Annotated in this window: 10 protein-coding genes; 1 reads left to right on the forward strand and 9 read right to left on the reverse strand. The window is 59.6% G+C overall.

Features of this window, described 5'->3' with window-relative positions; translation table 11 throughout:
• Nucleotides 1-371: 371 nt before the first annotated feature.
• Nucleotides 372-1,718: a metalloprotease PmbA gene (gene pmbA, locus VGC62_RS26460; protein WP_331190033.1), complete on the reverse strand. Its 1,347-nt coding sequence runs from the start codon at nucleotides 1,716-1,718 to the stop codon at nucleotides 372-374.
• 107 nt (nucleotides 1,719-1,825) lie between these two features.
• On the opposite strand from pmbA, the gene yjgA reads away from it, so the two are divergent.
• Nucleotides 1,826-2,347, forward strand: coding sequence for a ribosome biogenesis factor YjgA (yjgA, locus tag VGC62_RS26465; RefSeq protein ID WP_331190034.1), 522 nt, complete (start codon nucleotides 1,826-1,828; stop codon nucleotides 2,345-2,347).
• 54 nt (nucleotides 2,348-2,401) lie between these two features.
• Here the strand turns inward: yjgA and tldD are convergent, their stop codons facing one another.
• From tldD to mreB, 8 genes are all read right to left on the reverse strand, one after another.
• Nucleotides 2,402-3,841 carry a metalloprotease TldD gene (tldD, locus tag VGC62_RS26470; RefSeq protein ID WP_331190035.1) on the reverse strand — a complete coding sequence of 480 codons (1,440 nt, stop codon included), beginning with the start codon at nucleotides 3,839-3,841 and terminating at the stop codon, nucleotides 2,402-2,404.
• Nucleotides 3,842-3,843: 2 nt separating this feature from the next.
• Complete coding sequence (locus tag VGC62_RS26475; RefSeq protein WP_331190036.1) at nucleotides 3,844-4,695, reverse strand: carbon-nitrogen hydrolase family protein; 852 nt, start codon at nucleotides 4,693-4,695, stop codon at nucleotides 3,844-3,846.
• Between the two features lie 66 nt (nucleotides 4,696-4,761).
• On the reverse strand, nucleotides 4,762-8,577 hold the full coding sequence (locus VGC62_RS26480; RefSeq protein WP_331190037.1) for a YhdP family protein: 3,816 nt from the start codon (nucleotides 8,575-8,577) through the stop codon (nucleotides 4,762-4,764).
• A 190-nt stretch (nucleotides 8,578-8,767) separates the two neighbouring features.
• Nucleotides 8,768-10,225 (reverse strand): ribonuclease G, encoded by a 1,458-nt coding sequence (gene rng / locus VGC62_RS26485; RefSeq protein ID WP_331190038.1) that lies wholly within the window; start codon nucleotides 10,223-10,225, stop codon nucleotides 8,768-8,770.
• Nucleotides 10,222-10,833, reverse strand: coding sequence for a Maf family protein (locus VGC62_RS26490; RefSeq protein ID WP_331190039.1), 612 nt, complete (start codon nucleotides 10,831-10,833; stop codon nucleotides 10,222-10,224). The genes rng and VGC62_RS26490 overlap by 4 nt, the downstream gene beginning before the upstream one ends.
• A gap of 202 nt (nucleotides 10,834-11,035) precedes the next feature.
• The gene (mreD, locus tag VGC62_RS26495; RefSeq protein WP_065990112.1) at nucleotides 11,036-11,527 is read right to left on the reverse strand and encodes a rod shape-determining protein MreD; all 492 of its coding nucleotides are present in this window, start codon (nucleotides 11,525-11,527) and stop codon (nucleotides 11,036-11,038) included.
• Nucleotides 11,527-12,663, reverse strand: coding sequence for a rod shape-determining protein MreC (gene mreC, locus VGC62_RS26500; RefSeq protein WP_414705853.1), 1,137 nt, complete (start codon nucleotides 12,661-12,663; stop codon nucleotides 11,527-11,529). Before mreC ends, mreD begins: the two co-directional genes overlap by 1 nt.
• Nucleotides 12,664-12,899: 236 nt before the next feature.
• Entirely contained in the window at nucleotides 12,900-13,937 is a 1,038-nt protein-coding gene (mreB, locus tag VGC62_RS26505) for a rod shape-determining protein MreB (protein WP_020292894.1), read from the reverse strand.
• Between the last annotated feature and the right edge of the window lie 49 nt (nucleotides 13,938-13,986).

The following is a 13,986-nucleotide window of genomic DNA, read 5'->3' on the forward strand; positions in this document are numbered from 1 at the left end:
TCTGGCCCTGCCCCCCCCATAAAGCATTTGCGATGACAGCTCGTAGGAGCAGGGCTTGTCCCGCGACCGGCGGGGAACCCGTCGTAAACTTGCGCGCGCAGTGCGACAGGCAAACCGCGCACACCGGGTTTACTGCCGCTGCGCGCCAGATCGCGGGACAAGCCGCGCTCCTATAGCTGTTCACCCGCCACATTGAAGACATACGCCATCCGCAGCGGTGAAGCATTGGATACGGCCACGCTTTTCAGCAAAAAACACCTACCGAAAGCTTGACCAGGAAAAGAGCATCTACAGAATTCTGCGGTCAACAAAAAGGCCTGCACACCGGTAATCGATGGCAAGCCTTGGTTACGGCATCAAAGCTGGATGAATCAGCTCCCTGCGACCGTCATTTTCTCGATCAATACCGACCCGGTGCGAATGTTACTGCGCATTTCCAGGTCGCTGCCGACGGCAATGATTTGCTTGAACATATCCTTCATGTTGCCAGCGATGGTCACTTCCTGGACCGCGAATTGTATTTCGCCATTCTCGACCCAAAATCCCGCCGCACCACGGGAATAGTCGCCTGTGACCATGTTCAAGCCGCTGCCCATCAGCTCGGTAACCAACAGACCGCGCCCCATCCGCCGAATCAACGCCGCCTGATCTTCGGTGCCGTGGGTGACAAACAGGTTGTGTACGCCCCCTGAGTTCGCCGTGCTCGGCAAGCCGAGCTTGCGTCCTGAATAGGTGCTGAGGATGTAGGACACCAGTTCGCCATTCTCCACGAACGGTTTGGCATACGTCGCCAGGCCGTCACCGTCGAACGCCGAACTGCCCATCGCCCCAATCAAATGCGGACGCTCGTCGATGGTCATCCACTCTGGGAACAACCGCTGACCGATGGCGCCTTCCAGGAACGAGGACTTGCGGTACAGGTTGCCGCCGGAAATCGCCCCGAGGAAGCTGCCGAACAAACCACCCGCCAACTCAGCAGAAAACAACACCGGCACCTCACAAGTCGGCACCGGACGCGCGCCCAAACGGCTGGCAGCCCGTTGCGCGGCTTTCTGGCCGATCAGCTTGGCGTCCATCAGCAGTTCGCCACGGCGATTGACGTCGTACCAGTAGTCGCGCTGCATTTGGCCGTCACCCTCGGCAATCATCACGCAGCTCAGGCTGTGACGGGTCGAGGCATAACCACCAATGAAACCATGGCTGTTGCCATAGACGCGGCAGCCTTGATGGACATTCAGCGTCGTGCCATCGGCGTTCTTGATACGCGGATCGGCATCAAAAGCGGCCGCTTCGCAAATCAGCGCCCGCTCGATGGCTTGCTCCGGGGTGATGTCCCACGGATGAAACAAGTCGAAATCCGGCAGATCCTTGGCCATCAGCGCGGCATCGGCAAGGCCTGAGGCTTCGTCTTCGGAGGTGTGTTTGGCGATTGCCAGGGCTGCGGCGACGGTTTCGCGGATCGCGTCCGGGCCGCTGGCGGAGGTGCTCGCCGAGCCTTTGCGGTGCCCAACGTACAGAGTGATGCCAAAACCCTGGTCGCGGTTGAATTCGACAGTTTCCACTTCGCGCTGACGGACCGAAGTCGACAGGCCCTGCTCCAGCGACACAGCCACTTCACAGGCACTGGCCCCCTGACGCTTGGCTTCGGCGACGATTTGTTCGACCTGCTCTTGCAAGGCCGGCAAGGCCTGCGGGCCGACGCTTTCTGATGCACTCATGACGTTCTCCATCAAATTCTGATTTCGGCGATGACCGAATACCCACCGGGCCGGACATTTGGCCCCTGACTGGTTATCATGGCGGCGTTTATTTGCGGACGGCCCCCATGGTTGATTCTTACGACGACTCCTTCGACGGAGAGAAAAGCAAAACCCAGGTCAAGCGAGAGCTACATGCTCTGGTTGAACTTGGCGAACGCTTGACGACTTTCAAACCGGACATACTGGCCAAACTGCCACTGACCGACCCTTTGCGTCGGGCATTGGCCGATGCTCCCAAGCACACCGCGCACATCGCGCGCAAACGCCACATACAGTTCATCGGCAAGCTGATGCGCGATCAGGACCTCGACGAAATTCTGGTGCTGCTCGACCAACTCGATGCCTCCACGCGCCAGTACAACGAGCGCTTTCACAATCTGGAACGCTGGCGTGATCGCCTCGTGACCGGCGCCGACGACGTACTGGAGCTGTTCGTCAACGAGTACCCGCAAGCCGATCGTCAACAACTGCGCTCGCTCATCCGTCAGGCTCAGCACGAGGCCGCGCAAAACAAGGCCCCGGCCGCAACCCGTAAAATCTTCAAATACATCCGCGAGCTGGACGAAGCCAAACGCGGACTGCGCTAAGCGCTGAGCGCCGGACGAGCGAATCGTCCGGCGCGGCTTTCTTGAAACCTCTGATCAGGAACCGGTACCACCCACGGTAATCGCATCGATCTTCAAGGTCGGCTGACCGACGCCTACCGGCACCGATTGCCCATCCTTGCCACAAGTCCCCACACCGCTGTCCAGCGCCAGGTCATTACCGACCATCGACACCTTGCTCATGGCTTCAGGACCGTTGCCGATCAATGTCGCGCCTTTGACCGGGGTCGTGATTTTGCCGTCTTCGATCAAATAGGCTTCGCTGGTAGAGAACACAAACTTGCCACTGGTGATATCCACTTGGCCACCACCGAGGTTGGCGCAGTAGATGCCGCGCTTGACCGAAGCAATGATTTCCGCAGGATCGCTCTGACCGCCCAACATATAGGTGTTGGTCATACGCGGCATCGGCAGGTGCGCATAGGACTCGCGACGACCATTGCCCGTGCGCGCCACGCCCATCAGGCGAGCGTTCAACTTGTCTTGCATGTAGCCCTTGAGCACACCGTTTTCAATCAACGTGGTGCATTCGGTTGGGGTGCCTTCATCATCGACACTCAACGACCCACGACGCCCGACCAGCGTCCCATCATCAACGATGGTGCAGAGCTTGGAGGCGACCATTTCACCCATGCGACCGCTATACGCCGAGCTACCTTTGCGGTTGAAGTCGCCTTCCAGGCCATGCCCCACCGCTTCGTGCAACAGCACACCGGACCAGCCGGAGCCCAACACGACAGGCAAGGTGCCAGCAGGCGCAGGGATCGCCTCCAGATTGACCAGCGCCTGACGCAACGCTTCGCGGGCGTAGCCCATGGCGCGGTCTTCGCTGAGGAAATAACGGTAATCGGTACGACCGCCGCCGCCGTGACCGCCGCGCTCGCGACGACCGTTCTGCTCGACAATGACGCTGACGTTGAAGCGCACCAATGGCCGCACATCGGCTGCCAGGCTGCCATCAGTGGACGCCACGAGAATGCGCTCCCAAACGCCCGCCATGCTCACGGTGACTTGCTGGATACGTGGGTCAAGCGCACGCGTAGCAACGTCGATACGTTTGAGCAGCTCGACCTTCTCGGCGCGAGTCATGACTTCCAGCGGATTGTCAGGCCCGTAGAGCTGTGCGACGTCCTGGGTGGTGAAAGCCTGAACCCGACCGTTTTGGCCTGCGCGGGAAATCGAACGGGCGGCACGCGCAGCGAGGGAAAGGGCTTCAGGGGTGATCGCGTTGCTGTAGGCAAAGCCGGTTTTCTCACCCGACTGCGCACGTACGCCGACGCCTTGATCGAGGTTGAAGCTGCCTTCTTTGACGATGCCGTCTTCCAAGGCCCAGGACTCGGAAATCTGCCCCTGGAAATACAGGTCGGCCGCGTCGATCCCAGGCCCGGCCAGCTCGCCCAGCACCGATTGCAGGCTCTCGATGCTAAGGCCGCCGGGCGCCAGAAGGTGTTCGCTGACAGAGGACAAGTCGCTCATATTCACTCCGGGGTGTTGGCAGGCCGCAAGGCGTCCTGCGAAAAAAATCGCCGGTGATTCGACACCGGCATTCGCGCCCGTATGGACGCTTGCTCTTGACTGTCTCGCTCGGCCAGCAGCACGGCTTCGCCTTGTGCCTGTTCGGCCAGCACGCGACCCCATGGATCTATGATCGCCGCGTGTCCGAATGTTTCTCTTGGCCCTGGGTGAGTCCCGCCTTGCGCCGCTGCCAGCATGTAGCACTGGGTTTCGATGGCCCGCGCGCGCAGCAGGATTTCCCAATGCGCCGCACCGGTCACGGCGGTGAAGGCCGATGGCGCGGTAATCAGTTCGGCGCCTGCTTCACGCAGGGCGGTGTACAGCTCTGGAAAGCGCAAGTCGTAACAGACCGTCAGGCCCAATTTCCCCACTGGCGTATCGACCACGACCACGTTGTTGCCGTGGGCATAATCGTCCGACTCCCGGTAACGCCCGCGACTGTCGGCAACATCCACATCGAACAGGTGCAGTTTGTCGTAACGCGCCACCGTCTCGCCCTGTCCGTCGACCAGCAACGAACACGCCGTGACTTTGCCCAGCGGCCGATCATTGGGCGGCAAGGGCAAAGTCCCAGCGACAATCCATAAGTTGAGGTCACGAGCGGCGAGTTTCAACCACGGCAGGATAGGACCTTCACCGCGAGCTTCGGCGCGACCGATATCCGCCACGTCGCGACGGCCCATGGCGGCGAAATTTTCCGGCAGCACCGCAAGCTTCGCACCGCCTGCTGCGGCCTGCTCCAGCAAGCGACGAGCCTGGGCCAGATTACCCTCGATATCGCTTTGACTGACCATCTGAATCACAGCAAAGGACATACGTACTCCTCACTCGATAGACCGGCACTGTACTCCAAGCGCCGGTGGCAGGCTCATGCCGTCTGACTATTGCGGTTTTTCAAATGGCTTATCGAAAGTAATTTTCGGCTCTTTCCAAGGGCCTTCGACCTTGTATTGCACGCTGGCGAACCGCGCGACACGATCTCCCAGCAGCTTGTCGACCAGAAACAACGCCCCCCCGATGGCCGGGGCACCGACAATCAACGCAGCGATGGGCAAATTATTGGTCACGGGCAAGGTGACCAGCAGCTTGGCGTCCACGCGGTCGTTGACCATGTCCAGCGTACCGTCGAGCTCCAGATTGCTCGAAGGACCGATCAGCGTGATTGGATCACGCGTCACGTAAACACCATCGCTGGCCACCAACAGCCCTTTGACCCGGTCGTAACTGAAGCCCTTACCGAGCAAGTCTGAGAAATCCAGACGTAAACGGCGACCGATGGAATTGAAGTTGAGCAGGCCAAACACGCGCAACGCCTGCGCTCCACCTTCCACTTCAACAAACTGACCACTGCGCAACGTCGCGTCGAGCGTGCCGGAGTAACGTTTGAGCCCCACCCATGCAGGCGATCCGGGCCAGCGCCCATCGGCGTTCATTTGGAATTCCTGGCTGGTCACGGTCGGCGCAAAGCCCCATGCCTTGAGGATATCGGCCAGGTTCTTGCCAGTGACCTGCCCTTTGAACCAACTGCTGGTCGCGCCCATTGCACCTTCCCAGCCACCATTGCCCTTGAGCTGCATGCCTTTGAGACCAAGATCCATGTCGGCCAATTGCATGCCGTTAGCGGTCGGTCGGATCTTCAGCGACCAGGCACCCAGCAAGTCATCCCCTTGAAACAGCTGGGTGACCTTGATGTTCATTGCAGGCACCTTGCGCGGGTCGATATCGGCCAGCGGATCAGGCGCGTTTTCGACCACAGCGGCATTCGGGTCAGGTGCAGGCAATCGGACGTACAGCAGGTTGATATCGATTGGCATGGTTTTGCTGTCAGGCAGCATCGCCGTGCCCTTCATCAACGAACTGTCCAGTGCCAGCGCCCAGGCTGCGTCCTTGCGATTGAGCTGAACGCTGGCCTGATTGAGCGTAGACCCCATGGCCGTGAGTTTGCCAATCTGCAAATCGACACTGTTGAGCAGTTGCTTGGCGCTGCCGCCTGGATCGTTACCGGCATAATGTTCAACCATCGCCTGCCATGGCGCGATGTCCAGTTCCCTTAGGGAGCCGCGCACCCTCAGCCCTTTCGTATCGGGAACAATCGCCCCGCCCTCGCCCAGAAACAGCTCACCACGACCGTCGGCAAATTTACCACCCGGCGCTGCAAAAGCCAGATTACCGAGATTGCCAAAACCGACATTCAAACGTCGCTCAGGGCCTTGTAGGTTCATGCTGAAATCGCTGTCGCGCACCTCGTCGGCGGTTTTGCCAAAGGGTGCGGGAAGATCGATTGCCAGCCCCTTGAGGCTGGAATTGATACGTAGCCGGCTGTCAGCGCCACTGAGCGTGATCTGCAATTGATATGGCAGATCGCCCGACACTGGCAGTGGTTGGGTGACGCCCAGCCAATCGGTCAAGCGCTTGACGGCTATCTGGCTGCTGGCAGCAATGCGCGTTACTGGCGCGCCGGGCTTGCCTTCGCCAAAAATCTCCGCAGTCACCGGCTTGTCGAAGGCGATGGCCTTGATGTTCTTGCCACTGAGCCCTTTGGCATAGTCAAAACGGAAGTCGCCGTTGAGCTGGGTCAAGTCCAACACCGGATCGGCGAGCTTCAAGTGCGCGCCCTCGGTTTTGAAATCCACCGCGACTTTCGGCACCTGGCCCTTGACCAGCGGGATATCAAGGTTGATGTGGCCCTGCAACGGCCCTTCACCCTGCCAACCCGCGAACATCTGGGCGGTACCAATGGGCGCTTCCTGAAGGATCTTCACACCATCATCGAGCCCGCCGGCAAAATCGCCATCCACCAGCAAATGGCTCGGTTGACCAGCAGCGACGTGCGGCACATCGACCGACACGTTGCTGACTTGCGTATTGAGCAGCTGGCCTTTGGTGGCACGAATACGCACACCGCTGTTTTCAACAAAAACGTTGCCATCGACACCGGTCAGCTGCGGCCAGCCTGGCTGAAACGCCAAGTTGGCGTTACGCACGTTGAAGAACAGACTGATGACCCTTGCCACATCCGGCGCGTTTTTATTGATCGAACCCTGATACTGGAAAAACCCTTGATCGACGTTGCCACTCAAGATAGCGGTGCGCAGCCATTCGTCGAGCGCCGGGCTCAGCACGGCGGGCAAGTATTTGGACGTGTAGCGACCATCGCCATCGACCATGCCGACGCGCAGGTCCATGTAGTCTTCCTGGCTTTGGTCGAAATGCAGACGAATCAGGAAATCGCTGGCGATCTTGCCGTCATCGCCCAACACCTTGATATAGGGTGCAATCAGGGTGAAACCCTGGTCGTCCAACGCCCAGGTCAAACGCGCCTCGGCATGCTTATACTGCCATTCATTGGCAAAAATCGGGTCCAGGTGCAGCATGAAATCGTCAGTGTTCAGACGCAATTCGCCCTGCCCAAGATCACCACTGATCGCGCCGCTGACATTTCCGGCTGCCGGAGCGCCGTGATAAGCGTCGAAACCGACCTTGTCCAGATTGGCGGCAAAACTCAAGCGCTTGGCACCTGTGGCCTGCGGGCGATAGTCAATCAGCGCATTACGCAGCCCGCCCGTCACGTTCAGGTGATCCAGCACCACCATCAGCGTGTCGGGCAATGGCGCCAGAGAGTCGAGCAACGGCGTGATAGGCGTCAGGTCCAGGCGATCGGCCTGTACGTGCCAGACTTCTTCGCTGTCGGACGTTGCCGCTGTCTGCCGAAGCTGAATCCGGCTTTCCCAACGCTTTTCACCCAGGTTCATCGCCAGCGAATCAAGTGAAACCAGCAAGCCACTATCGCCACGCTGAACCCAGGCGTTAAGCGCCAGGTTCTCGATTCGGCTCGACTTGCGATCCGCATACGCGCCTTTGAGCAGCGGCGCGTTCAGACGTACGACCGCGCTTTGCACAGTGCCTTTGCCCCAACTGAGCCAAAACTCGCCACCGGCCTTCAGGGTTTTCAACTTCCAGTCACGCGTCAGACTTTTCGGCAACCACTGCGCCCAGTCACTCTGCGGCAGGCTCAGGTAGGCATCGGCTTCACCGTCACGCCATGCTTGAGCGCTCACCCGTGACTTGACGTTAAGCGACAGCGGCTGACCGTCCGGCAACGTCAAGCGGGCGTCCAGACGCTGATCGCTACTGCCCGTTTTCAACGTCAGGCTGACGTAGGTCAGGGTCAACGGTGCCTGGGCGAAAGGCTGCAAGGTGATTTGGCTGTCGAACAGCGACAGGCGCGACACCATCTGCATTTGCGTCAAAACGTGTTCTGGGTCCAGAGGCGTGTCATTGCTGACCGGCAACCCTTGCAACGACCAATGGCCGTCTTTGTCTTCGCTAAGGATCAACTGCAAGCCGTCGAGCTCAATATTGGCAATCCGCACCTCGCGCGCCGACAGGCTGGCCCAGAGGTCGGGCACCGCACGCACATGATCGAGACGAAGCGCGCTGGCACCCTCGCCCACCATCACGTCATGGGCCACGAACACCGGCACAAAACCACTCCAGCTCCCTTCAAGACGGCCGATGCTCAGCGGCATGCCAAGCGCGGCCTGGGCTTTGTTTTGCACCTCGATGCGGTATTCGGCCACCAACGGCGCGAGTTCTCGACCCACGCTGACGTACAGCGCAATCAATACCACCACCAGCGCGCACAGACTCAGGCCCCAACGCAAAAGGGTCGCGAAAAAACGAGTCAGACGCTCCATGTCGCCGAGCCTCCGGGCAGGAAGCCTGCAAACAGCGCCCGGCTCAATCGTGCAGGTGTCGGTACGTCCGGGAAGTGCTCATTTGCCACGCATCATTCTCTTTGAAGGGCATCCATGCCGTCGGCCCGCCGGGCTTGGTTTTATGATTTTTGTCGCTCCACCCTTCACGGTGGAGCGCGTTCAAGCACAGTCAGAGCAGTACAACGTCGTATTGTTCCTGCGAATACATGGTTTCGACCTGAAAACGAATGGTTCGGCCAATGAAAGCCTCAAGCTCGGCTACATTGCCAGATTCTTCGTCGAGCAGTCGATCCACGACTTTCTGGTTGGCCAATACTCTATAACCGACGGCCTGGTAAGCACGCGCTTCGCGAAGGATCTCGCGGAAGATTTCGTAACAGACGGTTTCCGGGGTTTTCAGCTTGCCGCGCCCCTGACAACTGCTGCACGGCTCGCACAACACTTGTTCAAGGCTTTCACGGGTGCGCTTGCGGGTCATCTGCACCAGGCCCAACTCGGTGATGCCGATGATGTTGGTCTTGGCGTGATCACGCTCCAGCTGTTTTTCCAGCGTGCGCAGCACCTGGCGTTGGTGTTCGCCGTCCTCCATGTCGATGAAATCGATGATGATGATTCCGCCCAGGTTGCGCAGCCGCATCTGCCGGGCAATGGCGGTCGCGGCTTCCAGGTTGGTCTTGAAGATGGTTTCTTCAAGATTGCGATGGCCGACGAATGCACCGGTGTTGACGTCGATGGTGCTCATGGCTTCGGCTGGATCAATCACCAAATATCCACCGGACTTCAACGGCACCTTGCGCTCGAGGGCTTTCTGGATTTCGTCTTCGACGCCGTACAGATCGAAAATCGGCCGCTCGCCTGGATAATGCTCAAGGCGATCAGCGATTTCCGGCATCAGCTCGGCAACGAACTGAGTGGTCTTCTGGAAGGTTTCCCGCGAATCGATGCGAATCTTCTCGATACGTGGGCTGACAAGGTCGCGCAAAGTGCGCAGCGCCAAGCCCAGGTCTTCGTAAATAACACTGGGGGCGCCGATGGTTTTGATCTGTTCGCCGATTTGATCCCAGAGCCGTCGCAGGTAACGGATGTCCATCATGATTTCGTCGGCGCCTGCGCCTTCGGCGGCGGTACGCAAGATGAACCCGCCCGCCTCCTTGATGCCTTCCTGCGCCACGCAGTCGCTCACCACTTTCTTCAAGCGTTCGCGCTCGGCTTCGTCCTCGATCTTCAGCGAAATGCCAACGTGCGCGGTGCGCGGCATGTATACCAGATAACGCGAAGGGATCGACAACTGAGTGGTCAGGCGTGCGCCCTTGCTACCGATAGGGTCCTTGGTGACTTGCACCACCAGGCTCTGGCCGTCATGCACCAGCGAGGCGATGCTTTCGACGGACGGGCCTTCGCGCATGGAGATTTCCGATGCGTGAATGAACGCCGCACGGTCCAGGCCAATGTCGATGAACGCTGCCTGCATCCCCGGCAGCACGCGCACGACCTTGCCCTTGTAAATATTGCCCACTATCCCGCGGCGCTGAGTGCGCTCGACATGGACTTCCTGCAAAACGCCGTTTTCGACGACCGCCACGCGCGACTCCATCGGCGTGATGTTGATCAGAATCTCTTCACTCATGACTTGTTACCTTCCAGGCATTGCCAACAGGGTATGCCGAAACGCTGGAGGATTTCTGCGGTTTCGCACAGCGGTAAGCCGACGACCGAGGAATAGCTGCCATTGAGGCTTTCGACGAAAATCGCCGCCAAGCCCTGAATCGCATAGCTGCCCGCTTTGTCCTGCGGCTCGCCACTGGCCCAATAGGCCCGCGCTTCTTCAGGGGATACCGCGCGAAATTTCACGCGACTGCTGACGGTTCGGGTTTCGCAGCGCTGCTGGTCGACGACAGCGACGGCGGTCAGCACCTCGTGTTCGCGGTCTGACAACGCAGTAAGCATCGCCAGGGCGTCCGCTTCGTCCACTGGTTTACCGAGAATCTTGCCGTCGAGCACCACGGCAGTGTCCGCGCCCAGCACGCAGGCGCTTGAATAGGTCGGGGCATTGGCCAGCGACAGCAGGCCAGCATCGGCTTTGCCACGCGCCAATCGTTCGACATACTCAGTTGGGGTTTCGTTGTCGAGCGGGGTTTCGTCAATATCGGCGCTGAGCGTGGTAAACGTCACGCCGATCTGTGTGAGCAACTCACGGCGGCGAGGGGAGCCAGAGGCCAGGTGAAGTTGGGGCATGGGACGTCTCCGTGTCAGTGGATATCAGCTTAGGCGGTTGCGAAGAGCGGCGACTCGGACCGCCTCCCCTTTTACAACACGCAACCTTTGCAGGCTGTGTGGGAGCGCGTTTGCTCGCGAGAGGCCGATACATCCGATACACATCAAGAGCCTGAACCGCCGCATTGCGAGCGAGCCCTCCTCCACAGCCTTGCCTAGGTATTTAATTTATCTTCAGACGCAGGCGTAACCCACGCAAGCCATAGCTGACCCATGGCCACAACAACGCGCTGACCAATGCTGGCAACACCAGCGCCAGCGTCGGTTGACGATTGCCGGTCAGGGCGCTGAGCCACAACTGGACCAACTGTGCCAAACCGAAAATCACCAAAATCACCAGACACTGCTGCCACATTGGGAACATCCGCAAGCGCTGTTGCAATGACAGCACCAGGAAGGTGATCAGTGTCAGGATCAGTGCGTTCTGGCCCAGCAACGTGCCATACAGCACGTCTTCGGCCAGGCCCAGCATCCAGGCGGTGACCATGCCGATCTTGTGCGGCAGGGCCAGCGCCCAGAACGCCAGCAGCAGCGCAAGCCATAGCGGACGAAAGATTTCCATGAACTGCGGCAGCGGTGAAACGCTGAGCAGCAGGCCGATGGCAAAGGTCAACCAGACGACCCAGCCGTTTCTCGCGGGGGCATGACGAGCCATTATTCTTCCCTCTGCCGTAGCGTATCGGGCGCGGCAGACGCCGGCTTGGTCGCCGCCGGCCTGACGGGCGGTTTTGCGGGAGGCTTGCTCGCCAAAGGTTTACTCGGCGCAGCCGCTGGCGTTGCAACTGGCGCGCTTGCGGGCGCCGGCGTGGCGTGGGTAGTTGCCGAAGGCTTGGCAGGTGTACCCACTGCCGGCTTGGCTGGCGTTGCCGTCGCAGGTTTTGCAGCGCTCGCCGGTGAAGTCGCAGCTGGCAAAGTCGCCGAGGGCACCGCAGCAGGATCGCCCTGATGCTCCAGAGACTCCTGCTGTTGTGCGGCATCGGCAGCGCGCTCTTCCGGCGACCGGCCATCAGAGAACACCAGCAACAGGTAACGGCTACGATTCAACGCAGCGGTGGGCACGGCGCGAACAATGGCGAATGGCTGGCCAGAGTCATGAATGACTTCCTTGACCGTGGCCACCGGATACCCGGCAGGAAAACGCTGGCCGAGGCCCGAACTGACCAACAGATCGCCTTCCTTGATGTCGGCGGTATCGGCCACGTGGCGCAACTCCAGCCGCTCAGGGTTGCCGGTACCGCTGGCGATAGCACGCAGGCCATTGCGGTTCACCTGCACGGGAATGCTGTGTGTGGTGTCGGTCAGCAGTAGGACGCGCGAGGTGTACGGCATCAGCTCGACCACCTGCCCCATCAAGCCTCGGGCATCGAGCACCGGTTGCCCCAGCACGACACCGTCGCGCTCACCCTTGTTGATGATGATGCGATGGGTGAAAGGGTTTGGGTCCATGCCAATCAGCTCTGCGACTTCAACCTTCTCGTTGACCAACGCCGAGGAGTTGAGCAGTTCACGCAGGCGCACATTCTGCTCGGTCAAGGCCGCAAGCTTTTGCAGGCGTCCTTGCAGGAGCAGGTTTTCGGTCTTGAGTTTTTCGTTCTCGGCGGCAAGCTCGGTACGGCTGCCGAACTGGCTGGCAACGCCCTGATACAGGCGCTCCGGCAAATCGGCAATCCAGTAGGACTGCATCAGCACCAGCGACATCTGACTACGAACAGGCTTGAGCAAGGTGAAACGTGCGTCCACGACCATGACCGCAACCGACAGCACGACCAACACCAGCAGACGAACGCCCAGCGACGGGCCCTTTGAGAAAAGCGGTTTAATAGGCCGCTCCTTGCAGGCATACGTTCGATCGATTGTGCCTCGATTGGCTGTGCTTATTCATGCGACATGAAACCGGCCCGGTGCAAGTTGACGGAAGTACAGATTGACAGACTTTGAACGCCACAGGGTGGCGCCGACACAACACCCACACAGGCAACACCGTGGGTGCCGCCTGTCGGGTTCATCACAGTTGCAACTCTAGCGTGTTACTCGCTGGAGAGCAGGTCCATGGTGTGTTTGTCCATCATCTCCAGCGCACGGCCACCACCACGCGCAACACAGGTCAGCGGGTCTTCGGCGACGATGACCGGCAAACCGGTTTCCTGGGCCAACAACTTGTCGAGATCGCGCAGCAATGCGCCACCACCTGTCAGCACCAGACCGCGCTCGGCGATGTCCGATGCCAGTTCTGGTGGAGATTGCTCCAGCGCGCTTTTCACGGCCTGAACGATGGTTGCCAGGGATTCCTGCAACGCTTCCAGTACTTCGTTGGAATTCAGGGTGAAAGCACGTGGCACGCCTTCTGCCAGGTTACGACCACGCACGTCGACTTCACGCACTTCGCCGCCCGGGTAGGCCGTGCCGATTTCCTGCTTGATGCGCTCGGCAGTGGATTCACCGATCAGGCTGCCATAGTTGCGACGCACGTAGGTGATGATCGCTTCGTCGAAACGGTCGCCGCCGACACGCACCGATTCCGCGTAAACCACACCGTTCAGGGAGATCAGGGCGATTTCAGTGGTACCACCACCGATGTCGACCACCATCGAACCGCGTGCTTCTTCAACCGGCAGGCCGGCGCCGATGGCTGCGGCCATTGGCTCTTCGATCAGGAATACTTCACGGGCGCCCGCGCCCAGGGCCGACTCGCGAATCGCACGACGCTCGACCTGAGTGGATTTGCATGGCACGCAGATCAGCACCCGAGGGCTTGGCTGCAGGAAGCTGTTTTCGTGAACCTTGTTGATGAAGTACTGCAACATTTTTTCGCACACGCTGAAATCGGCAATGACGCCGTCTTTCATCGGACGAATGGCAGCGATGTTGCCCGGAGTACGGCCCAACATACGTTTGGCTTCCATCCCGACAGCCACGACGCTCTTCTGATTTCCGTGGGTCCGGATGGCCACAACCGATGGCTCGTTCAGGACAATACCGCGCTCACGCACGTAAATAAGGGTGTTGGCAGTGCCCAGGTCGATGGAAAGATCGCTGGAAAACATGCCACGCAGTTTCTTGAACATGGGAAAGGGACCCTAGGGAACGCGTGGGTAAAAAAGAGCGGCAAACTCT

The organism is Pseudomonas sp. (genome assembly GCF_036404235.1).
In the GTDB taxonomy this organism is placed as follows: Bacteria; Pseudomonadota; Gammaproteobacteria; order Pseudomonadales; family Pseudomonadaceae; genus Aquipseudomonas.